Annotated in this window: 13 protein-coding genes and 1 pseudogene; 3 read left to right on the top strand and 11 right to left on the bottom strand. The window is 43.6% G+C overall.

The genetic code is table 11. The features are described from left to right. Window positions 1-8 precede the first annotated feature (8 nt). Both carA and dapB read right to left on the bottom strand, forming a co-directional pair. A complete protein-coding gene (gene carA, locus KL866_RS03855; protein WP_025254737.1) occupies window positions 9-1,139 on the bottom strand; it encodes a glutamine-hydrolyzing carbamoyl-phosphate synthase small subunit in 1,131 nt (376 codons plus the stop codon). A 371-nt stretch (window positions 1,140-1,510) separates the two neighbouring features. After that, window positions 1,511-2,313 (bottom strand): annotated as a pseudogene (dapB, locus tag KL866_RS03850) (4-hydroxy-tetrahydrodipicolinate reductase). Between the two features lie 421 nt (window positions 2,314-2,734). Here dapB and KL866_RS03845 point away from each other — a divergent pair. Further along, on the top strand, window positions 2,735-3,418 hold the full coding sequence (locus tag KL866_RS03845) for a cytochrome b/b6 domain-containing protein (RefSeq protein WP_025254735.1): 684 nt from the start codon (window positions 2,735-2,737) through the stop codon (window positions 3,416-3,418). A 146-nt stretch (window positions 3,419-3,564) separates the two neighbouring features. Here the strand turns inward: KL866_RS03845 and KL866_RS03840 are convergent, their stop codons facing one another. The 6 genes from KL866_RS03840 to grpE all read right to left on the bottom strand — a co-directional run bounded on the left by KL866_RS03840 (window position 3,565) and on the right by grpE (window position 13,559). Further along, window positions 3,565-5,469 (bottom strand): propionyl-CoA synthetase, encoded by a 1,905-nt coding sequence (locus tag KL866_RS03840; RefSeq protein ID WP_025254734.1) that lies wholly within the window; start codon window positions 5,467-5,469, stop codon window positions 3,565-3,567. A 185-nt stretch (window positions 5,470-5,654) separates the two neighbouring features. Beyond that, window positions 5,655-8,237, bottom strand: a complete 2,583-nt coding sequence (locus KL866_RS03835; RefSeq protein WP_025254733.1) for a GGDEF domain-containing phosphodiesterase — start codon at window positions 8,235-8,237, stop codon at window positions 5,655-5,657. A 436-nt stretch (window positions 8,238-8,673) separates the two neighbouring features. Beyond that, window positions 8,674-9,156 (bottom strand): cytochrome c, encoded by a 483-nt coding sequence (locus KL866_RS03830; protein WP_025254732.1) that lies wholly within the window; start codon window positions 9,154-9,156, stop codon window positions 8,674-8,676. A 371-nt stretch (window positions 9,157-9,527) separates the two neighbouring features. Continuing rightward, the gene (gene dnaJ / locus KL866_RS03825) at window positions 9,528-10,661 is read right to left on the bottom strand and encodes a molecular chaperone DnaJ (RefSeq protein WP_025254731.1); all 1,134 of its coding nucleotides are present in this window, start codon (window positions 10,659-10,661) and stop codon (window positions 9,528-9,530) included. 227 nt (window positions 10,662-10,888) lie between these two features. Beyond that, on the bottom strand, window positions 10,889-12,817 hold the full coding sequence (gene dnaK, locus KL866_RS03820) for a molecular chaperone DnaK (RefSeq protein ID WP_025254730.1): 1,929 nt from the start codon (window positions 12,815-12,817) through the stop codon (window positions 10,889-10,891). A 118-nt stretch (window positions 12,818-12,935) separates the two neighbouring features. After that, complete coding sequence (gene grpE, locus KL866_RS03815) at window positions 12,936-13,559, bottom strand: nucleotide exchange factor GrpE (RefSeq protein WP_025254729.1); 624 nt, start codon at window positions 13,557-13,559, stop codon at window positions 12,936-12,938. A gap of 369 nt (window positions 13,560-13,928) precedes the next feature. Here grpE and KL866_RS03810 point away from each other — a divergent pair, with 369 nt between their 5' ends. Next, the gene (locus KL866_RS03810) at window positions 13,929-15,032 is read left to right on the top strand and encodes an L-dopachrome tautomerase-related protein (RefSeq protein ID WP_025254728.1); all 1,104 of its coding nucleotides are present in this window, start codon (window positions 13,929-13,931) and stop codon (window positions 15,030-15,032) included. Window positions 15,033-15,364: 332 nt separating this feature from the next. Here the strand turns inward: KL866_RS03810 and KL866_RS03805 are convergent, their stop codons facing one another. Then, the gene (locus KL866_RS03805; RefSeq protein WP_025254727.1) at window positions 15,365-16,267 is read right to left on the bottom strand and encodes a tetratricopeptide repeat protein; all 903 of its coding nucleotides are present in this window, start codon (window positions 16,265-16,267) and stop codon (window positions 15,365-15,367) included. A gap of 267 nt (window positions 16,268-16,534) precedes the next feature. Here KL866_RS03805 and KL866_RS03800 point away from each other — a divergent pair, with 267 nt between their 5' ends. Then, on the top strand, window positions 16,535-19,975 hold the full coding sequence (locus KL866_RS03800) for a sodium:solute symporter family transporter (RefSeq protein ID WP_025254726.1): 3,441 nt from the start codon (window positions 16,535-16,537) through the stop codon (window positions 19,973-19,975). A 326-nt stretch (window positions 19,976-20,301) separates the two neighbouring features. On the opposite strand, the gene KL866_RS03795 is transcribed toward KL866_RS03800, so the two are convergent. Beyond that, window positions 20,302-20,970: a response regulator gene (locus tag KL866_RS03795; protein WP_025254725.1), complete on the bottom strand. Its 669-nt coding sequence runs from the start codon at window positions 20,968-20,970 to the stop codon at window positions 20,302-20,304. Between the two features lie 216 nt (window positions 20,971-21,186). Beyond that, window positions 21,187-23,553, bottom strand: coding sequence for a TonB-dependent receptor (locus KL866_RS03790; protein ID WP_025254724.1), 2,367 nt, complete (start codon window positions 23,551-23,553; stop codon window positions 21,187-21,189). Window positions 23,554-23,774 lie beyond the last annotated feature (221 nt).

Raw genomic sequence — 23,774 nt, 5'->3', positions numbered from 1 at the left:
GCTAATTCCTACTGCTTGTGTTGTTCAATAAGTTCGATGAAGTGGTCGAATAACGGCGCCGCTTCATGAGGACCTGGGCTTGCTTCTGGGTGGCCCTGGAAACTAAATGCAGGCTTGTCGGTGCGGTGAATGCCTTGCAACGACTTGTCGAACAACGAAATGTGAGTTACCTCTAGGTTATCTGGCAAGCTAGACTCATCGACAGCAAAACCGTGGTTTTGGCTGGTGATCATAACTACATTGCGCTTAAGGTCTTTAACCGGGTGGTTTGCTCCGTGGTGACCAAATTTCATCTTCACTGTCTTTGCACCACTTGCAATAGCAAGCAGCTGGTGGCCAAGACAGATTCCAAATACTGGCGTACCGGTTTCGACGATAGTTTTGATTGCTGTTACTGCATAATCGCATGGCTCTGGGTCACCCGGGCCGTTTGACAAGAACACACCATCGGGGTTTAGAGCAAGTACATCTTTCGCAGGCGTTTGCGCTGGAACTAGGGTAATTTTACAACCGCGGTCAGCTAGCATACGAAGAATGTTGTTTTTAACACCGTAGTCGTAAGCAACAACATGATATTTGAAATCACTTGGCGTTACATAACCTTTGCCAAGTACCCAGCTGCCTTCGGTCCATGTTTTTGGCTCAGTGATGCTCACAACTTTTGCCAAATCCATGCCTTTAAGGCCTGGGAAATCTTTTGCTTGCGCTAGTGCGCTAGACTCGTCTAATTCATCAGAGCAAATGATGCAGCCATTTTGCGCACCTTTGTCTCGTAAGATACGCGTTAAACGGCGAGTATCTATATCAGCAATACCCACTACGCCTTTCGCTTTTAGGTATTCAGACAATGTTTGCTGTTGACGAAAGTTACTAGCAACAAGAGGTAGGTCACGGATGATTAGACCTTTCGACCAGATTTTATCTGCTTCGACGTCTTCTTCGTTAGTGCCGGTGTTGCCAATGTGTGGATAAGTAAGGGTGATGATTTGTTCAGCGTAGGATGGATCGGTGAGAATTTCTTGATAGCCAGTCATGGAAGTATTAAAAACGACTTCCCCGACGGCGGAGCCTGTAGCGCCTATCGCCGTACCTTTAAAAACAGAACCATCCTCTAACACCAAAAGGGCAGAATTAGCCAAGTCAACCTCCAGATTAAGGATAACTATGTGTTTGTGCAGTTTTTTGCACAAACCCCACAAAAAACGGGAGTTATTGATAACAATACATCCCGTTTTACGATCTTTGCAGCTAATAAAACCGTGCTCTTCAGCCGGTTTGGCAGCCTCAGAATACGAAATTCTGGCAAATTCCGGCGAGTATACATCACTGACCGACAATGGCAAATTTATTTGCGATAAATTGCTAAAATACCGCTTATACCACCTTTTTTGCGCAGAACCATCGAAAGTACGGCTTATTGCTCATTAAAAATGCAACTTCAATTTAACACTTTAACAACGCTACCTTCGCGCTTATGCTATTTATAAATTAAATTCTCTAAAAGAAATATTCAGAGCTTTAAATCAAGCACGTTAACCATGGAGTATAGACCAGGTTCTTTTCCATACAACCACTTTGCCGCATGCACTGCACCTTTGGCGAAGGTGAGGCGACTTGATGCTTTATGCGTAATTTCCAAACGTTCACCGATATCCGCAAACAGTGCCGTATGTTCGCCTACTATGTCGCCGGCTCGAACTGTTGCAAAGCCTATTGTACCTGGTCACGCTCAGGCTCTTTTCCTTCTCTACCATATACCGCACAGGTTTTTAAATCCCGACCTAGCTCGTCGGCAATAGCTTCACCAATAGCCATAGCTGTGCCTGACGGTGCATCTTGTTTAAACCTGTGGTGCGCTTCGGTAATTTCGATATCAGCTGTATCACCTAATACACTTGCAGCTTGTCGTACTAGCGAAAGCATTAAGTTCACACCCACGCTGTAATTCGCTGCAAACACAATTGGAATATGTTTTGCGGCTTCATCCAAGGCTGCTAACTGGGCATCATTCAAACCGGTAGTACCAATAACCACCGGCATATTGTTTTTTACACACCACGCAAGATTGCTTTCAATCACCGAGGGCAAAGTGAAGTCGATCATCACATCTGCGTCGTTTCCATTTAAATCTGAAAGCGCAGTGCAATTAATTGCTTTTTTACCAATCCCAGCAAGTTCGCCAACGTTTAGACCTATCCATGGCGAATCATCTCGAACCGTAGCAACGCTAAGCTTTGCATCTTCACTTAAATCTAACGCTTCAACCAATACGCGTCCCATACGCCCGTTGGCGCCAAATAATCCTACTTTCATATTTTTGTTTTACACTTTTATAAACCTTCAACTATCAGGCATTTTGCCAAATGCAGACACTATTGCAATGTGAGTTTCATATTAAATACGCATAATATGAAATTGGGTGGGGTGTATGCCTTCACGCTTTATTCGTTTACACACTTCAAAAAGCATTATAAGTCGAGGTTAAACCTTTATTTAAGCAAATTGAAAATGACTTAATTGTTGACTATTTGGCCCTGTGATTACATAAGGCTTAGGATAAAACATAGTTTTATATAGTTGACCTTACTTGTTTTAATAAGCAAGTTAAGCGACGCTATAGTTCAATACTAATTACAATGGCCTTTGCATCTTTGCAGTACATCAAATTTGCCATTCAGCAGATTTACTTTGAAGCAATGTTGAACGGGCCCTAAAAAGCACGATTGAATTTACTATGCAAAAAACTCTTGTATGGGACCTACCCACCCGGCTTTTTCATTGGCTAATTGTAGCGAGTCTCTTAGCACAATATGCAACGGTAGAGTGGCTTGATAATAAAGTGCAGTGGCACTTTTATATTGGGTACTTCACCTTATTCCTTGTCACTTTCCGCGTACTATGGGGTTTTGTTGGTACGCAACACGCTAGATTTAGCAATTTTGTTACCGGCCCCAGAAAGGTTTTCAGCTATATGAAAACTTTGTTTAACAGGCGGTCAGAACCCGCTATTGGTCACAACCCATTGGGTGGCTGGTTTGTTATTGTTATGCTTGTGTTATTGGCCATACAAGCCATATCCGGACTATTCATGACCGATGACATTTTCTTAGATGGCCCCTATCGACAGTTGGCAAGTGAAGAAATATTGCGTTTAATGAACACCTTGCATCACCTTGCCTTCGACGTGCTGCTTTATGTTATCGCTCTGCACGTTGGGGCAATTGTATTCTACAGCGTTTATAAAAAACAAAAGTTGGTCCCTGCCATGGTGCACGGCAACAAAGAAATAAAGACAGCGGGTATTTCTAACTCTCGACTGCTACGCGCTCTTATTGTGGCGTTAATCACCGCGGTAGTCGTATATGTAGCGATTGAAGTTTACCCACCTGCTCCGCAAGTAGATGAATATTACTATTAAGACAAAAAGTACTGTGCTCAACTCGCTTGTTACTGCGTAGGTATTCATTTCGACTAAAGCACATCTTTAAAAATAAAAAGGGGCAAACGCCCCTTTTTCATTAGTGGAAATAGCAACGCCTTAATTAATATTGTTATTCTTCAATCTCAGACTGCACTAGGCTCATTGACTAAGCCTTTTTCTCGCATTATCGATTCTATTTCGCTAACACTTGACGGGTCGTCAATTGTTGAGGGAACGGCAACAGATTCATTTGCAGCAATTTGACGTAGCAATTTACGAAGTATTTTTCCTGACCGCGTCTTTGGTAAGCGATTGACCACTATAGCGCGCTTAAAGCATGCTACGGGCCCAATTTTATCGCGTACTCGTTGCACTAAATCTTGCTCTAGCTCTTTTTCATCAACCTTAACACCATCTTTTAACAGTACTAGACCAACTGGCAATTGCCCTTTAAGCGCGTCATTGATTCCTATTACGCTACATTCAGCGATTGAGGGATGATCTGCCAGTACCTCTTCCATTTCACCTGTAGATAAGCGATGCCCTGCAACATTTATAACATCATCGGTACGCCCCATGATAAATACAAAGCCTTCCTCGTCGACATATCCGTTGTCACCCGTACTGTAATAGCCTTCAAACTCTCGTAAATAGCCGTCAACAAACCGTTGATGGTCTTGCCAGATTGTGGTTAAGCAGCCTGGGGGTAGTGGCAATTTAATAGCAATAGCCCCTTTTTCACAGGTAACATGCTGAGCATCAATACCTTGTAATACTTTCACATTAAAGCCTGGTGTAGGTACGCTTGACGAACCTGGTTTTGTCTCCATTGGTTCAAGACCCATTGGGTTTGAGCAAATTGGCCAACCAGTTTCGGTTTGCCACCAATGATCAATAACCGGAACACCTACCTTTTCACTAGTCCAATAATAAGTGGGGGGATCGAGTCGTTCGCCTGCCATAAACAGGGTGCGCAGACTAGACGTGTCGTATTTTAATAAACATTCTGCGTCCGGGTCGGCTTTCCTTATCGCTCGAAAAGCTGTAGGCGCGGCAAAAAGCACGTTAATATTGTGCGACTCTATCATGCGCCAAAACGCTCCCGCGTCAGGTGTACCGACTGGCTTGCCTTCATACAATACCGTAGTTGCCCCTTTTAGAAGCGGAGCATAAACAATATAAGAATGACCGACCACCCAGCCGACATCGGATGCGGCCCAAAAAATGTCGTCCTCACTAATACCGTAAATAGCCCCCATCGAATAGTGAAGCGCTACTGCATGGCCACCATTGTCTCGAACTACGCCTTTAGGCTTTCCTGTTGTACCTGAGGTATAGAGGATATACAGAGGATCGGTAGCATCGACGGTAACCGGGGCGGCTGGCTCACTAGATTTAACTAAAGTCTGCCAATCATAGTCAGTACTTTCATTTAACTTTGCAGTAAGTTGAGCGCGTTGAAACAATACGCATGCCTGAGGCTTGTGCTCAGCTATCGAGACAGCCTCATCCACAAGAGGCTTATAAGGTAAAACTTTGCTTCCTTCAATTCCGCACGATGCTGTAACAATAGCGACTGGCTTTGCATCGTCTATCCGCACCGCAAGTTCATTCGCTGCAAAGCCTCCGAATACAACTGAATGCACTGCACCTAATCGCGCACATGCAAGCATTGCTATGGCAGCTTGCGGGATCATTGGCATATATATGATTACGCGATCGCCTTTCTTCACGCCTATGTGAGATAAGCCTCCGGCAAATTCTGCCACTTCGGTAAGAAGTTCGTTATATGTAAAACGCCGAATAGTTTGAGTGACAGGAGAGTCGTAAATAAGTGCAGTCTTATTGCCGCGACCATTTTCAACATGATGGTCTAGCGCTAAGTAACAGGTATTAAGCTGCCCCCCTCTGAACCAGTCATAGTAACCATTATCTGTTTTCTGACATCCCACTTGAGGCTGTTGAAACCAGGCTATTTTGTGTGCTTGTTCTAACCAAAACTCATCGGGATGTTGAGTTGAATTAATGTATTCATTTTTATAAGTCATAGCCACGTCCTGAATAAGGTCTTTCTACAACCCTACTTCACTTTAACCTGGCCCACTTATAAGACTTATGGCGTAGATAAACTAACAAATTGATTTACATAAAATTAAAATTTAAATAACTTATCCATATCAACTATTATAATATCGCTTACCGTCGATTTTATTTCTAAACGGCGTGTCGCGTTTTACATGCTAGACTGCGACTGAGCTATCTTATGCCACCAATCATCGACACGCATTGGTTTGTCTAAATAATAGCCTTGAAATGCACTGCATCCACACGCTTTTGCTTCAATTAGTTGTCCAGTAGTTTCGATACCTTCTGCCACAGTATCAAGCTTTAAGGCCTTGGCCATGTTGCAAATATTTGTAACTAGTAAATTTCTTTCCTTCGACCCTTCTATTGCTTCAATAAAAACTCTATTTACTTTCAACTCATTGATTGGAAGATCTTGAAGGTATTTTAGATTTGAATCACTGAGACCAAAATTATCAATAGACAAACTGAAGCCTTGCTTCGCTAAATCGCGGACTCGGCGCTGTATTACGCTGACACCTTTTATCAATGCTCCTTCAGTCAGCTCTAACGTTAAATTTTTGTGCGCCACTCTCCACCTTTTTACTATTGCCACAAACTTGCTAACAAAGTCAGCGCGGGCTAGGTGCTTTACACTTATGTTAATCGAAAGCTTAGTGTTTATATTTCGAGCTTGGCATTCACTTAATAATTTGCAGGCTTCATTACATACCCATAAACCAACGTCAGCTATTAAATCGTTTTGTTCAGCTATAGGAATGAACTCTGCGGGCGTGACTAAACCTAAATGAGGATGGTTCCATCTTAACAGTACTTCTGAGCTTAAGAGGCTTCCGCTACCGCTGTACTGAGGTTGAAGCTCAACAAATAGTTCATTGCTCGCAATAGCTCTATTTAAAGAGTGTTTTATATAGTTGTAACGCTCTATATCGTTTGCGCTAACATGTGAATAGACATGCTCTTTGTGATCATCCAAATAAGTAATAGACTTTTCGACAGGTTTTCTAGATAAAAGCTCTTTAAACTTTTTAATTGAAAAGTGTTTAAAAGGTATTGCGTAGCTAACCGTCATTGTTTCTATAGCAAGCGCACTATTGTGCAGAGTAATTGGAAGAAGAACATCATTTTGAAGAAAATTCAAACACTCTTCGGCTGCGCTTTTAGCCGTATTGTCATCGCTAAAACTTCTATGTAGATGAAGAATAAAAGCACCGCGGTCATATTTGAATACACTTACATTTAGTTGCTTATTAACATCAAAAGCGCGAACAAATCGACTGGCCAATATACGTAAAATATAATCTACTGTTGGTTCCCCAAACGCACTTTCATATTCCTTGATGTTAATTATGCTAATCCACATAAATACAGAAAGTGTCTTTTCGCTTAATGCGTGAGCAGCTTTTTTCATAGAATACTGCTCAAAATGATACAAATTCGGAATACCGGTTAACGGGTCATGCAATGCTAACTGCTTAAAACGTTCAACTTCACAATGTAAATTGGACACGTTACGAATAGTCGCTACTATAAGACTTTGTTTGTGCACCGAGCATGTTCTTAGGTTTATATCGCACACTATTCTTTTGCCGTTTTTGTGACGCAAACACTCACTTAGTAACCCAGTTTCAGAGCATCGTTTTACTCCTGCATCTAGGTTTAAAAGATAAGAAGGCTCATCAATATTTTGAACCTTTGTAGCAATGAGTTTAATGTCCTGACCTATCAACTCTTCAGGTTCAAAGCCTAATACTGAAGTGACATATTCGTTGGCCGACAAAATTGTGCCATTCGTGTCGATACTGAGCACGACACTATCAATGCTATTGAGCAGAGTTGAGAGGAAGTCCGTATAGTTGTGCTGAGAATCTGAAAGTCGCTGAATTTCAGTTTCATCCTGAACAACGCCATAAAGGCGGGAAAGTTTTAAGCCAAAATTTGTTTGCCGCTCAACCTGCAAAAACACCGTTAATTTGATGTGTTTGGTTCGCCCTTGCTTATCACTAATATTGAAGTGCTTTACAAAGTGCCTGCTCTCTTTAACGGCTTTAAATACCCGTTGCTTGAGGTCATCTAGATCATCGGAAGAAATTACACTAAGCACATCTTTCAAGCTAACGCTTCTCGAATTAAGCAAGCCCAACAAGTTTTTCACGATTTCAGTTGAAGAAAACGCGCCTGACAACCTATCAATTTGCCACGCTCCTACTTTAGAAATAGAACTGACTTCTTCAAGCAGTGATAACTGCTCTGATAACTTATCCGAGTATGGGTGCCTCGTAAGCTCGTATTGATAGCTTAATTCAACTCTTTCGCGCAGGATATCAATATACGCATGTTGTTGTGCATTCAAACTGCTGTGGCGAACGAAAGTAAGTACAACCCCCATCACTTCGTCTTGCATATCTCTAATGGTTGCTATCACTACATAGCTTTCACCATAATCTGCAAGTGCATGAGGCAGGATAAAATCTTTGGCAGGTAATGGTGCACTTAATGGGGTTAAAGGCAGCATTAGTAGCGTGTGGGGTGGGAAGTCTATATTAAGCGATTCAATTGTCGAATGTTTGTCATCGCTTGCGACAACAGTGGCACGGCCACTATTCGGATTTACTGAAGCCATTAATATACAAAGCGACTCTGTTTTATTTTTATTCTCATTAAGTAACGCAGATATACTATGCTGCGTTGTGCGCATGGTTGACAACATGCGTTCACTGCGTAAATCCATCTAAGCAAGCCCTCGAAAATAATCAAAATCGGCGTACAAAAAAGCCGCACCACATACCTTTTAAAAATAAAGTGGTGTTTTATTGAGCGCTTTAACGCTTCCAACTTTTTAACGGAAATAAAGTACTAACTTAATAGATAGCTAGTAAAGAAAGAACTGCACTGCATTTATTTGAATGTGTTTTGTGTATTCATCCGTTTTTCAGTGTTAAACATAGACAAAAACAGTACAAATTTCCAGCAATTTATTGAGAGTCACCGCTCTTAGCAGCGAACAAACCTAAGGTTTTGAATTCTGAGGAAGGAAAAGCAAACTTACTGCTTAGTAATGTTATTAATAAGTGCTAAGTGAAATGTCATCAAACCCGTGCATGAAGAATGAAAAGTCAGGTGCTGTTGAATATTATCGAATCGCTAAAATCAACAGCACCTAAAGATTAATCTTTTTTATAATCGTCGTGACACGATTTACAGCTAGCGCCTATCTTGCCGATAGCGCCGCGATACGCGCTTTCATCACCTGCATTTACCGCAGCTTGAAGGCCTTGAGCGGCAGTTTTAAGCGCCATCACCTTCTTTTCCACGTCTGAAAAGCTTTCCCAAATTTCGTCTTTCGCGCCGGTTTCAACGTCAAATTTACGCGTGTCGACTGCTAGATAGTCACCCATCATATCGGCTAGTTGCTCTAGACGAACCGCGTTAGTTTCCATCACACTTTCATCAAAAGGCAAAGCTCCCTTTGCCATGCCACCTAACGGCCCCATGTTACTACGTACAAGTTGAAAAACTGCTTGGCGATATTGTGTTGCCGCTTTTGCATGTTTTTCCGAAGATGCTTCTTTTACATCTGCCATTACCGAGCCCGACATTACTGCGCTAACAGCTGCTGCCACAATCATAGTTTTATTGAAAATTCTCATGCCTGTTCCCTTTTTTTAATGTTGGTCGTCTGCTTTTGAATTAGCAGATATTTTACCGTCTACTTATAAGCCTATCGTGACGAATAGTTCGTTTCAGCGCAAGAAAATTAACGGTGAAAGCACTCTTTCTAGGGATTAGCATCGATTATAGGTAGCGCTTATCTGCCTAGCATGGGTCGAAGTACAGTTTGGGACAGACACTCAACCCAATCAAAAAAGTACAGGTTCGGACAGACACTCAACCCAAACAAAAAAGTACAGGTTCGGACAGACACTCACCTTTAATAAGTAAGCAGCGTTCAATCGATTCGTTTACACACAAAAAAGCCCTCGAAACGAGGGCTTTTGTATATTTAACGAATTAAAAAAGACTAGTTAGTTAAGTCGTCAAAGAATTTCTTCACGCCATCGAAGAAGCCTTGTGCCTTCGGGCTGTGCTTGCTTGACGCTTTGCCCATCGACTCTTCAAGCTCTTGCAGAAGCTCTTTTTGACGTGATGAAAGGTTAACTGGTGTTTCAACCACAACCTTACACATCAAGTCGCCCATAGCTCCGCTTCGAACAGACTTAACGCCTTTACCACGTAAGCGGAACATACGGCCAGTCTGCGTTTCAGCACTAATTTTCAGCTTAACCTTGCCGTCCAAGGTAGGGACTTCAAGTTCGCCACCAAGCGCTGCTGTTGTAAAGCTAAGCGGTACTTCGCAGTACAGGTTGTTGCCATCGCGTTGGAAAATGTCGTGTTCACGAACGTGTACTTGAACGTACAAGTCACCTGCTGGTGCACCGTTCTCGCCCGCTTCACCTTCACCAGAGAGACGAATACGGTCTCCTGTGTCTACGCCTGCAGGAATCTTAACGTTAAGGGTCTTGGTCTTCTCTTTACGACCATGGCCATGACAGCTGTTGCAAGGATCTTCAATAATTTTGCCCTTGCCTGAACATGTCGGACAGGTCTGCTGTACGGCAAAGAAACCTTGGCGCATCTGAACTTGACCGTTGCCGTGACAGGTTGGACAGGTTTTAGGTGAGGAACCTTTTTTCGCACCAGAGCCGTCGCACACTTCACATTCAACCAGCGTAGGGACACGAATATCAACGCTCTTACCGCGAACCGCTTCTTCTAGACTAAGCTCTAAGTTGTAACGAAGGTCTGAACCTTGACGAGCACGCGACTGACGCCCACCGCGACCACCGCCGCCAAAGATGTCACCAAAAACATCGCCAAAGATATCGCCGAAGTCGGCACCACCACCGAAGCCGCCACCACCACGGTTTGGATCAACACCTGCGTGGCCGTATTGGTCGTATGCAGCACGCTTCTGCGAATCTGACAGAATTTCGTAGGCTTCCTGGATTTCTTTAAACTTATCTTCCAGGCTTTTATCGCCTTGCGTACGGTCAGGGTGATACTTCATCGCAAGCTTTTTGTACGCTTTTTTAATTTCACGTTCGCCCGCGCTTTTATCTACCCCGAGTACTTCGTAGTAGTCTCGTTTCGACATATCGTTTACATATCCTACTTTTTTGTCGACAAGCATGTAATGCTTGTCGAATCTACATCTGACTGTTGTGAAAATAACCTGATTGGTTCTCAATAGCGCCAGACTATTTACACCAAGCTATTTGCACCAAGTTATTTACACAACAAAGGCGCAACAAGAAATTCCTGATGCGCCTGAACTGCTTAAACGGCCCGTAACTTTTGAATTAACGGGCCTGACACAACAGTTTACTTCTTGTCGTCTTCTTTCACTTCTTCAAATTCTGCGTCAACAACATCATCGTTTGCTTGACCAGAAGAAGCTTCCTGCTCAGCGCCTTCTGCGCCACCAGCAGCTGCTTGTTGAGCTTGCGCCGCTTCCATCAGCTTGCTAGACGCTTGAATAAGTTCTTGCGTTTTCGCTTCGATTTCTGCTTTGTCTTCGCCTTTAGACGCTGTTTCTAGCGCAGTAAGGGCTTCTTCAATTGGCGCTTTGTCTTCTGCACTTAGTGCATCGCCAACTTCTTCAAGCTGCTTACGTGTAGCGTGGATCATACCATCTGCTTGGTTACGCGCTTGAATTAGCTCTTCAAACTTCGCATCAGCTTCTTTGTTCGCTTCTGCGTCTGCTACCATTTTTTCTACTTCTTCATCGCTTAGACCCGAAGAAGCTTTGATAGTGATCTTCTGCTCTTTACCTGTGTCTTTATCTTTCGCAGACACATGTAGGATACCGTCAGCATCTAGGTCAAAGGTTACTTCGATTTGCGGTACACCGCGCGCTGCTGGACGAATACCTTCTAGGTTGAACTGACCAAGAGACTTGTTGCCACTTGATTGCTTACGCTCACCTTGCAGTACGTGTACCGTTACAGCAGACTGGTTGTCTTCTGCTGTCGAGAAGGTTTGCGACTTCTTAGTAGGAATAGTCGTGTTCTTCTCGATAAGCGCAGTCATTACACCACCCATTGTCTCGATACCTAGAGACAGAGGCGTAACGTCTAGAAGTAGTACGTCTTTAACGTCACCAGAAAGTACACCGCCTTGAATTGCCGCACCTACTGCTACAGCTTCATCAGGGTTAACATCTTTACGTGGCTCTTTGCCGAAGAACTCAGTTACATACTTCTGTACTAGCGGCATACGCGTTTGACCACCAACAAGGATGATGTCGTTGATGTCGCCTACAGATAGGTCTGAATCAGCTAGTGCTTGCTTAAGCGGGTTAAGCGAGTTTTTTACTAGGTCTTCAACCAAAGACTCAAGTTTTGCACGAGTAAGCTTAATGGCTAAGTGCTTAGGACCTGATGCATCAGCCGTGATGTAAGGCAGATTAACTTCTGTCTGTTGAGAAGAAGAAAGCTCAATTTTCGCTTTTTCACCGGCTTCTTTAAGACGCTGCATAGCAAGCGGATCTTTACGAAGGTCAATGCCTTGGTCTTTCTTGAATTCTTCAACAAGATAGTTGATAACACGGTTATCGAAGTCTTCACCACCAAGGTGTGTGTCACCGTTAGTCGCTAGTACTTCAAACGTGTGCTCGCCATCTACTTCATCAATTTCAATGATAGAGATATCGAATGTACCACCACCTAAATCGTATACTGCAACAACGTTATCGCCTTGCTTCTTGTCCATGCCGTAAGCAAGAGCAGCAGCAGTAGGCTCGTTGATGATACGCTTAACTTCAAGACCTGCGATACGACCAGCGTCTTTCGTTGCCTGACGCTGTGAGTCGTTAAAGTAAGCAGGAACAGTGATAACTGCGCCAGTTACTTCTTCGCCAAGATAATCTTCAGCGGTTTTCTTCATTTTCTTAAGTACTTCAGCAGAAATCTGCGGTGGCGCCATTTTTTCGCCTTTCGCTTCTACCCACGCATCACCGTTATCAGCACCTACAATTTTGAAAGGCATGATGTCGATGTCGCGCTGCACTTCTTTATCTTGAAAGCGACGACCGATTAAACGCTTAATTGCGAATAATGTATTGGTCGGGTTAGTTACCGCTTGACGCTTCGCTGATTGACCTACAAGCGTTTCACCATCGTTTGTGTAAGCGATGATTGAAGGTGTTGTACGATCGCCTTCCGCGTTTTCAATTACGCGAGGTTTGTCGCCGTCTAGAACTGCGACACATGAATTCGTTGTACCTAAGTCGATACCAATGATTCTACCCATTTCGTGTCTCCGAATGATTTTCTTAATGCTGTACTTTTAGTGGGGTTATTTCCCCGCCTTTTCAATAGATGCCAGTAAAAAAACTGACATTTTGGTGCTTTTGTCGCAAAAAAGCGTATTAAGCTTGCGTATCCACACCGCCGCTTGGTGCACGCGATACCATAACCATGGCAGGGCGTAACAAACGGCCGTTAATTTGATAACCTTTCTGCATAACCGCCATTACCGTATTTGGCTCGTGGTCTGCACTTTCTTGCATCGACATTGCTTGATGCAAATCAGGGTTAAAGGTTTCGCCCTGCGGATCAATAAGGCTTAATCCGAATTTCTCAATAGTGCTTAAGAAAGTTTTGTGGGTCATTTCCACACCTTCTAAAAGCGGCTTAACAGCCTCATTTTCGCCATCGGTCATTTCAATGGCACGTTCTAAGTTGTCGATAACCGGAAGCAACTCGCCAGCAAAACGTTCAAGAGCAAACTTACGTGCCTTTTCTACTTCACCTTCAGCACGACGACGAGCGTTGTCTGCGTCTGCACGTGCGCGAAGCACACCGTCTTGCTGCTCTTTAATGGTTGCTTGAGCTTCAGAAAGTGCAGTTTCTAGTTCATAAATGCGCTGCGCATTTTCGTCTAGCTCTACACCTTCTACTTCTGACGCTTCTACCTGCGCGTCTTCAGTGTTAACTACAGTTTCATCCACTGTATTTTCTTGATCTGCCTGCACGTCGCGATTGTCGCTCATGCCTACCTCCAAACGTTTTCTAAATTAGGCGATGCCCAATAACACTCAAATTACTGGGAATTACTTCGTTGCGCTTAGTTATGGGGCTAGTTTTAAGGTGATCAAGGGTATCCACAATAAATTTGTGGATGATTTTTAAAAATCTGAGAAAACTAGGTTTCGGTTTTTAATTTTCTTATGCTCAGAATCGACTTAGCAAGCCAACGCCTCATGAATGTTCTTACTTAATTCCCGATTATCAAAATACATTTGATAAAGATTCAAAAATAAGCCTGTAACCGTTTGCAAATAAAATCTCTACACTTCTCCTATCAGTCACATTAACGCTGTACCAGCTTTTAACCTTGTACCGAAATTTGGAGAAAAGAGATGATCAAATTAAAGCAACTTGTTATCGCTACAACTGTTGGACTTAGCATGTTAAGCAGCGGCGCTTTCGCTTCTACTGAAGTAGGGCTCTTAGAGCCAGTCACCACATTTGAAAACGCGAGAGGTGCAGGTATTACAATTACTCCGTCTGGCCGATTGCTTGTTAGCATGCACCCGCTTGATAACCCAAAGCTAAAGGTTGTTGAGGTAATGGCCAATGGTACTAAACAACCTTTCCCTAATTTAGATTGGGCAGATGGTCCTGAATTAGGCGATGTGGGTGTTAGTGCCGTTAATGGTATACACAGCGATAGTAAAGGCATTGTATGGATGTTAGACATGGGAAGTGAAACCTCACCAGCCAAACTCGTTGCGTGGGATAGCAATGAAAATACGCTGGTGAAAATCATTGAACTTGATAGCAAAGCACTTAAAGCAAACTCGTTTGTTCAAGACTTTGCTATAGATGAAAAGCACAACAGAATTTATATCGCAGACATGACATTTGGCAACTTTGCTGGTGCAACAAAGCCTGCAATCATCTTTGTCGACACAACGACTGGCCAATCTAAGCGTGTGTTAGAAGGTAGCGCTTATCTTATGCCTGAAGATAGAGAGCTTGTGATCGAAGCATCGCTACTTGCATCTAAAACCGAAGGGGGCAAACCCAATCCGCTCAAATTTGGTTTGAACCCAATAGCGTTAAATCCTGATTCTGACACACTTTATTTTGGCGCATTCACCGGCACCAAAATCTATCAAATATCAACATCCGTTATCGACGACGCGTCGTTGTCAGACCTTGAACTAGAGAAATCTATCCAGGTGTTCGGCCCGAAAAACCCTAGTGACGGCATTACACTGGCGCCTGGAGGCGGTGTATTGGCCACTGATTTAGAAAACAACGCGGTAGGGTTAACGTCTAAAGGTAAGTATGAAACGCTTATCCAAGACAAGCGACTTTCTTGGCCTGATAGCCTCGCAACAAGCAATGGTTATGTTTACGTCACCCAAGACCAACTGCACCAGCACCCAGCTTTCAGCCAAGGGCTAGGTAGTGCTAAACCACCCTATGTGCTTTATCGCTTCCGCCTTCAACAGTAAATACGGATAGAGAATAAAACCTATTCACCCTATTCATCCCGGGAGGAGCAATCAGCTCCTCACTCCTACTAACAGCTAAATTCACGTAAGTAAATTATGAAAAAAGCGCTTGGTCTTACAAGCCTTTTATTTTTTTAGCTTGCTAGTCTCTATTTCTGCAACCTCAGTACTTGAAAAACCACTAATGAAATCGGGTGACAGCATTATCTTTCCAGCGAACGTACCTCACGAATATCACTCCATAGAAGACACGATTAATATAAACTTTTTCGTACCTGCACATCAGGATTGTATAAACGTAACAGACAACTACGTTCGATAGTCAATGCGACCTACCTAGCGCCAGTAGTCCAAAACGTTTTGCTGCGGATAGAGCCACTGTCCATTATCACGCAGGTAGGTTCATCTGCTTTGCAACCGTTGCCTTTTATTCGGCTTCCCGTTTGTCCGTGGTTTCGTCTCAGTTCACTTAACATCAAAGCATGAAGATCAACCATATTGGTACTAATTCCAGTAACGGTGATGGTTTCAATATCGCTACTAAGGCCGGCGTTGCGCTGAGAATCATCACTAATGTGTTCAACAACGGGTTGCCCATTTAACTGTTGTAGTAGCTCTACAGAATTGGCGTATTTACCTGACGCTGGAAATGCTAATAATGACTTCGCTCTCCCCATGTCTTTTTCTACAAACTCTCCAGTGATGTGAAGGATCGCCAGCAAATAGTTGGCAAGGTAACTCATTCCCTCTTCAACTTCCGCTTCTAAATATATGACTGCATTGTCTTTCTCTTTTTGCGTCGATGCTTTATCAGAAAAAACCAATACAGCGTATTCTTCCGCCGTTCTGTTTACGCCCTTATCGGCTGCCTTTTTCATTAGCCGCTTAGCTTCGCTTAAATCCTTTTCTGTGCCGATACCTTGCGCCAACATACCGGCAGTTTGTCGATATGCAGGTAGAAAGCCTTGTTTAGCAGATTTACTAAAGTAAAAGAAAGCGTTCTCTAAATCTGTCTTAACGCCAGATTCTGGGTTCATAAAGATATGGCCAAGAGAAAAGCTAGTTTGCTCATGACCTCTGGATGCTAACGCGCGAAGCGTATTCAATTTAGCAAGAGAGCAATCTTCGTCTACGCACTCGGGTTGATTAGGTATGGCTCCCGCTGATGCAGACAAAATAGCGGTAATGAGAAGTGTAATGCGAAAGAAGCTTGTGTTTACTGAACGTTTATTCATAGAAATTCCTTTTTATTGTTTGACGCGTTGGCCATAAACATTTTTAGCTAATGTCCTACCGCTCAATAAAGACACCTTTTTGCATGAGCAACAGTAACAGATATTACGGGGCATGCAAACATTGAAACGGTTGCTAATCCTAATGCCCATCATAGAAGATGTGCCGCATTTGAAAACCATGTTAATGTAAATAGAGAAAGAAAATAGCTTTGGCGAGCACTGTTTTATGCGTTCAACTGCACGGACTATCTATTATATGGACTTCCTATGCTAAGTATATGGACGGTGGGAACTATCGTCGGTTTCTACCTTCTCGCGCTTTTCGCTTTAGCATTTTGGGGCGACAAGCGTCTACGCGATAATCGGCAGCACCCTGTTCTCTATAGCCTTGGTTTAGGTGTGCACTGTACCTCTTGGGCGTTTTTCGGCACTACATCGCAAGCGGCACAATACGGCTGGGCAGTTATCCCTACGTACTTGGGTATTATGTTGACCATGGCATTCGCCTTTCCCGTAATTCTTCATATAAGTAGGCTATGCCAGCAACACAACATTAGCTCGCTGGCGGACCTTATATCACTGAAGTACCAGCACTCTCATTTAATTGCCGCTCTTATCACTTTGCTGTGTTTTTTTGGTGTTGTTCCCTATATAGCACTTCAGCTAGACGCTATTACAAAATCTATTAATTTACTCACTGGTGAACCCCAAACCACCACACCTTGGCTAAGTATTTACGTAGCCAGTTTGCTCGCCATCTTTGCTATAACCTTCGGCACTCGCACGCTAAATTTAACTGATAAGCACCCCGGTTTGCTGCTTACCATAGCTTTTGAATCGATAATAAAGTTAGTCGCTTTATGCGGTGTAGGCGTTTTTGTTTGCTTCTTTTTATTCGATGGCGTCTTGGATTTGGTGTCAAACGCCGCTTCAAATTCCAGTGCCCGAGAAGTCATTTATGCTGATAGCGCACCTTGGGTTTATGTATCACATGTTGCTCTGGGCGTTTGCTCTATGTTTGTTTTACCAAGACAGTTTCATATGAATTTTGTCGAACAAAACGGTGAAAGTGAACTTAAAACCGCAAGGTGGTTATTTCCACTGTATCTATTTGGTATGACTCTTTTTCTAATCCCCATTGCGCTTGCCGGTAAAATGCTGCTGCCAGCAACAACAAGCTCAGATGCCTATGTACTTGCACTTCCCTTATATGCTGACAATATCGCTCTGTCGGCTTTTGCCTTTATCGGTGGCCTTTCTGCAACCACCAGCATGGTAATTGTAGCCACGCTAGCGTTAGGGATCATGATCTCAAATAACGTGATTACGCCCTTTTGGTTAAAGGCACGCTTAAAAACATCACCTACTCGTTCTATGGAGCCAAGTAAAATTCTTTCTATTCGGCGGCTTACTGTGTTAGTGGTACTTAGCATTGCACTGTGGTACCACTTAAATATAAGCCAAGCTGCACCTTTGGTTAAAAGTGGGGTTATCGCTATTGCTTTGTTGGGGCAGTGCATGCCTGCACTTATGTTTGGTATTTATTGGCAGCGCAGCAGCAAGGCAGCTGCTATTTCCGCGTTACTAGCAGGCTTTATTTGTTGGACGATATTTCTGCTCTACCCAAGTTTATTGTCGAGCTACTATTTCAATCCGGCTCCCACTGATGAGGAGCTAGGTCTAGGTTTCGCCTATTCATTATTAGCTAACTGCTTTACATTTGTTATTGTCGCGTTCATTTCATCGCGACACGACGCGAAACAAGATGCTGCAGCACTTCAAATTAACCTAGGCCCTCATTTACTTGTTAAAGTGCGTGACTTGATGGCCCTAACAGAACGAGTACTTGAAAGCGCTACGCATTCACAACTTGTAAAGCAACTTTCAATTGATGTTGATCGCGCATCCAGCAGTGGTTACGCCAGTCAGGCACTTATCGACCGAGTAAATAAATTACTTAGTGCACAAGTGGGTGCCCCTAGCGCCCGAATACTACTAGGCGCCATAGCAGATACCGGCAGCGAGACTTTGCCAGAATTAGTTGACTGGGTAGAAGAAGCATCTCAGTCATTTCAATTCAACCACGAGGTACTTCAGTCTTCGGTACAAAATATTGAACAAGGCATTAGCGTACTCGACGACAAACTACAGTTGCTGGCATGGAATGACAGATATGTAGAGCTATTCGCCTACCCGAAAGGATTCTTAAAAGCTGGAATGCCGATAGCTGACATACTCAATTATAATGCACAGCGAGGGCTTTTTAGCCCCTCCTCTATTGATAAACGAGTGAGCTACATGCTCGAAGGTACGCGCTATAAACATATTCGCAAGCAGCCTGATGGAAAAGTCATAGAGTTAAACGGGGCGCCGCTGCCAGGCGGCGGCTATGTAACCACTTATAGTGACATCACCGAATACATAGCCATTCAAAAAGAACTAGAAAGTGCAAAAGAAGATTTGGAGGAAAGGGTTGCTAAGCGTACTGCTGAGTTAGAAGAAGCAAAATACCAAGCGGATAAAGCTAACGAAAGTAAAACCAAGTTCTTAGCAGCAGCGGGACACGACCTCATGCAACCCTTTAACGCTGCCACATTGTTCGCCAGTATGCTGAGCAAAAAAACGCAAGGTAGTGAACTATCAACGCTGTCGGAAGGCGTAGTTAATTCATTAGATAACGCACAAAGTTTACTTTCAATGTTGCTTGATATGACGAAGTTAGACGCTGGCGTACTCACACCTCAAAAAGCTGCATTTCCAATCGACGATATTTTGTCTTCATTAGTACAAGAGTTTAGTGTTATTGCAAAGCATAAGGGCGTTGAGCTTAGTTATGTAAAAACCGATGTAATAGTGTATTCAGATAAAAATTTGTTGCGACGTGTGTTGCAAAACTTATTGTCTAATGCGGTTCGTTACACCACTAAAGGTAGGGTATTAGTTGGAGTAAGACGATTAAAACTTCAAAATACCGAGCGTACGATAAAACTGTGCGTTTACGACACGGGTTCAGGAATAGCTCTTCATCAACAGCATGAAATTTTTAGTGAATTTCACCAGCTTGAAAGCAACAACAAAGGTGAAGGGATTGGATTAGGTCTCACCATCGTAGATAAGATTTGTCGATTGCTCGACCATAAAGTGGAACTTACTTCATTACTGGGAAAAGGAAGCTGTTTTAGCATTACAGCAACACGCATAACCCAACTTAGTAAAAGCTTCATAAATTGTAGTGCTAAGGACTTAAATGTTGGGCTTAAAAGTGTTGCCCAAGCTGAACATACTGCTAACCCTCATAACGCAGATACTTTAGCACAAAACAACGCCAAGATGTTTTTGAGAGAAACGCGCATTCTACTGGTAGAAAACGATGAGCAAGTGGCAAATGCAATGTGTGCCCTTCTTCGAGATTGGGGAGCAGACACAACGTTGATAACAAGTGCAGCCGAGGCATCGACTGTCTCGCACCAGCGCTTTGACGTACTCATTGCTGATTACCACCTAGACTATGGAGAAACCGGTTTTGACGTTGCGAAAAAACTTTCTAATGAAAACGTATGCTTTATGTTGAAAGTACTGGTCACCGCCAATCGTAGCAATGAAGTGAGAGAAGAAGCGGCAGCACATCAATTTAGCTACTTGCCTAAACCGTTAAAACCAGCGGCACTAAAACGACTACTCAAGCAATCGTTAGCTCGCCATCACTGAAGCCCGACTAGCACAGAATGATTATGGCAGAGGGTGAGTAGTTTGCTCTTCTGCGCGAAAGCTCATTTTAACGTTACTAATCTCAAAGCGACCAAACTTTACCTTCATCTGATATGGCGAATTCGCCTACGTCTGAACTATTGCCACCAAACGAGGGGCTTGCCCCTATACTTTTTCAAGCAGCACGTCGGCAATTAAAATTGTACCAGCATTTCCCGTATCTATTCGAAGCCATAGTGAAACGCCGTTAGTAGTAATTTGTGCGATGGGTATACCGGTGCCGTTTTGCGTTTTGCGTTTTGTTTTTTACGTTTTGCAGGTCAGCTCTAACTTAAGTGCATAGCATTTTTGAACGCTATGCCAGCCTTGGTTCTGTTGATGACACCAAGCTTTCTTAGTACGGCAGAAACATGCTGTTTAACAGTAGATTCTGAAATAGCCAGTTCGAAAGCTATCTGTTTATTGAGCAAGCCATCTGAAACCATACGCAGCACTTTAAGTTGGTGTGGCGTAAGTTGTTTTAATCGGTTTGTGAAATCATCTTCATCACAAAGACCCTTCATGTTCGATGCAGAGGAATTATGCATCTTGGTCGATGCCATGTGGACTGAAGACGGGATCCAAGTTTCACCATCTAACACCGTATCTACCGCTTCAATGATACAGTCTACTGAGGCAGATTTAGGAACAAACCCACTTGCGCCTAACGCAAACGACTTTGCCATCACATCAGGCTCTTCTTGCGCAGTAACCACAACAACAAGAACATCAGGGTAGCGCGCATGTACTTCCGCAAGGCCATTCAACCCTTCATTGCCGGGCATGGTGAGATCTAAGAAAAGTAGATCGATGTCGTCATTTGACTCAAGGTAAGTAAGCGTATCGGGGAATGTGGACGTCTCTACAAGCTCAATATGTCCCACACTAGTTAACGCGTGGCACATCGCGGCCCTGAACAGAGGATGATCGTCAGCAATCAAAATTTTCACGGACATAATGCTATCAACTTGTAACCACTTTGTTAATTAACATACTAACACGCCGGTTAAAAAAGGTAATGTTATTGGTGCAATAATCTACATGACACTCTTCACTGATCTACACATCCGCTAGTCAACATTTTCACAGAAGCGAGTCTAGTAAAAGTGAGCACGCCTAAGCGCAACTGCCTAGGCGTGAAAAGTGGCATTAATTTTTATCAAGTATATCGTTTAGAAGCGATAACCTACCGTAAGATGAACAGTACGCGGGTCACCGTAATAACCGATAAGTGTGGTATCGCCACCAAGGCCCGGGCCAAAGTTACCTTCACCGTCTTGAGTGACAAAGTCATAACCGCCAACCAGATACTCTTCATCGGTCAGGTTTTTGACGTGCAATCCAGCATACCAGTCGCCTTCAACACTTTCCCAACGGGCGCTTAAGTTCACCAGACCATAGGCATCTTGTTGGATAAGGTCGCTAGTTTCAAAGATAAGGTAATCATCGCGATAGTAATAGTTGGCGTTGAAAGTAACATCCCCAAAACTCGTTTCTAGTAAGTAGTTGGCATTAAAGTTAAAGGTATTTTCTGGCGTACTAGCCAAACCAATTAACGGCGGCGTGGCGTTGTTTTCTTTAATTTCAAAGTCGATATAACCATAAGCAACGTCAAACTGAAGGTTATCCGTGGCTACCCACGTCATCTCCAACTCAGCACCTTTTGCAGCAGTTTCTGCTGCATTGCGTAGTCGCTGGTCAAGTGCGGTAGGGTCAGATAAATCACCCTCTACACCAATATACTGACGATCTTTGTGATCATATGAAAATAAAGTGACATTCATGCGAAGTGCATCGGTTAAGTCGCTCTTCACACCAACTTCGAAGCTGTCTACGACTTCAGGTTCAACACCAGGCTCGTTAGTTTGAGCTCGAGGGTTAAACGTGCCCGATTTGAAGCCTTGTGAATAACTTGCGAAGAACATGGTATCGCGGTCCATTTGATACTCCACGCCCACTCGAGGAGTAAAGCGAGACCAACTTTCTACCGCTGGGGCATCTAACAGGTCATCGCCATCGGTGTCTGTCCCAAGTACTTGCGGCACTAATTGTCCATCAGGGCGCACATAGCCATCTATCCAATCGGTATAAGGATAAACATTGGCGAAGACCAACCCATTATTCACGAACGCGGTCTTTTCTTCATCGGTGTAACGGGCACCAAGCGAAAGAGATAGTTTTTCGGTAACGTCGTAGTTCATTTGCGCGTAAGCGGCCCAGCTCTCTGAGTTATTGCACCCCGTAACTTCGCGAGTCAGGCCTGTAGCGCCAAGAGCTTGTCCTAACACACCTAAAATTGCATCAAAATTACCGCAGCTTTCGCCATCGTAAAAATAAAGGCCTGATACAAGGCTAAATGCGCTACCTGTATAATTCGCTTGAATCTCGTGAGTATCGTTACTGTCGTCGTACTCTGCGGGCACATCAAAGATAGGCAGCGGCGTATTGTCAAAATCAATATTGGTAGGTGAATAGCTCTCTCGATGCGAACCAATATATTTAAGCTCCAAATCATCATTAACGTTGTAGCGGGCAAGCCAGTTGTAGCCTTCTAACTCGACTTTGTTCCACGTTGGTAAGCTGGTATAGGAGTCGTACACTGAATCTGGTACCGGTGCATCTGTTAAAATGCTGGGAAGTAAGCGGTAACCACCCTTCGCATTTGATGTGTCTTCAGTTTTATCCCAGCCGATACGGAAAAACAAATCTTCACTCGGGTGAACCTCAAGAGTTACACGGGCCGCCCAAAGATCTTTGTTATAGTTCTCTTTATCTTGATTTGGCAACGCGCTTACCAAGTACTCGCCAAAACCGTCGCGGTTTAAATTGGCATAGCCAACGCCAAGGTATACGGTGTCTTCAATTAGTGGAATTTGGCCGGTCACTTTGATATCACGCTGGCTATAGCTACCTACTGTAGCTTCAACATTCATTTGCGTGTCGCCCGTCATCTCCTTTGTGACGTATTTAACCGCGCCGCCAATGGTGTTCTTACCGTAGAGTGTTCCCTGTGGGCCGCGTAAAACTTCAATGCGCTGTACGTCCAACAAATCTAGCACTGCCCCTTGTGGGCGAGCAATATAGACATCGTCAACGTAAATACCTACGCCTGGCTCATAGCCCCATAGCGGATCTTGCTGACCAAGACCGCGAATAAAAGCCGTTAAGGTTGAGTTGGTACCTCGACTGGTTTGTAACGTAGTGTTGGGTGAAAACTGCTGTACTTCGGTCAGTACGCTTATGCCTTTCTCGCCAAGTTCAGTGGCGCCAATAGATGTAATAGCAACCGGCGTTTCCTGTAGTGACTCTACGGTTTTTCGTGCCGTCACTTCAATACGCTCTAGCTTTCCTTTTTGCTCTTCAGCATCCGCACTGGCTTGATTATCCTGAGCGAATACTGGTGCTGAGCTTAGTACGCTTGCCACCGCAAGGGCACATAAACTGCGTACTGGGTGTTTAGAAGAGACTCTTTCAAGCCCTTTCGTTTTAACTGCGGCTGAGGGTGAAACCAAGTCATTAATGTGTGTTGATTTAGACATAGTGAGTCCTTGTTGTTCTAAGTTCTAGGGCCTGTTGCTCTTTGCTGTACTTCAAAACTTCGAAGAGCAATAGGCTCACGTCACTGTCGGATGTATTGCCTACGGTCAAAAACACTTTAGTTAATTAATTGTTAATAGTATGTAGTACCATCGTACTATGGGATTTTGGAAAAAGTAACGTCAAACTTAATGTCTGTTATGAAGGCTTTTCATTTGATTTT

This window comes from Alteromonas sp. ALT199 (genome assembly GCF_018619335.1).
Taxonomy (GTDB): domain Bacteria; phylum Pseudomonadota; class Gammaproteobacteria; order Enterobacterales; family Alteromonadaceae; genus Alteromonas.
This window is presented reverse-complemented; position numbering and strand designations above follow the sequence as displayed.

Bases quoted from the DNA above. Each gene is read 5' to 3' on its own strand.
- KL866_RS03795 (WP_025254725.1), bottom strand. From the start codon at position 20,970: ATGTCCGTGAAAATTTTGATTGCTGACGATCATCCTCTGTTCAGGGCC.
- KL866_RS03805 (WP_025254727.1), bottom strand. From the start codon at position 16,267: ATGAATAAACGTTCAGTAAACACAAGCTTCTTTCGCATTACACTTCTC.
- KL866_RS03845 (WP_025254735.1), top strand. From the start codon at position 2,735: ATGCAAAAAACTCTTGTATGGGACCTACCCACCCGGCTTTTTCATTGG.
- KL866_RS03830 (WP_025254732.1), bottom strand. From the start codon at position 9,156: ATGAGAATTTTCAATAAAACTATGATTGTGGCAGCAGCTGTTAGCGCA.
- KL866_RS03800 (WP_025254726.1), top strand. From the start codon at position 16,535: ATGCTAAGTATATGGACGGTGGGAACTATCGTCGGTTTCTACCTTCTC.
- dnaK (WP_025254730.1), bottom strand. From the start codon at position 12,817: ATGGGTAGAATCATTGGTATCGACTTAGGTACAACGAATTCATGTGTC.
- KL866_RS03835 (WP_025254733.1), bottom strand. From the start codon at position 8,237: ATGGATTTACGCAGTGAACGCATGTTGTCAACCATGCGCACAACGCAG.
- KL866_RS03790 (WP_025254724.1), bottom strand. From the start codon at position 23,553: ATGTCTAAATCAACACACATTAATGACTTGGTTTCACCCTCAGCCGCA.
- KL866_RS03840 (WP_025254734.1), bottom strand. From the start codon at position 5,469: ATGACTTATAAAAATGAATACATTAATTCAACTCAACATCCCGATGAG.
- KL866_RS03810 (WP_025254728.1), top strand. From the start codon at position 13,929: ATGATCAAATTAAAGCAACTTGTTATCGCTACAACTGTTGGACTTAGC.
- dnaJ (WP_025254731.1), bottom strand. From the start codon at position 10,661: ATGTCGAAACGAGACTACTACGAAGTACTCGGGGTAGATAAAAGCGCG.
- grpE (WP_025254729.1), bottom strand. From the start codon at position 13,559: ATGAGCGACAATCGCGACGTGCAGGCAGATCAAGAAAATACAGTGGAT.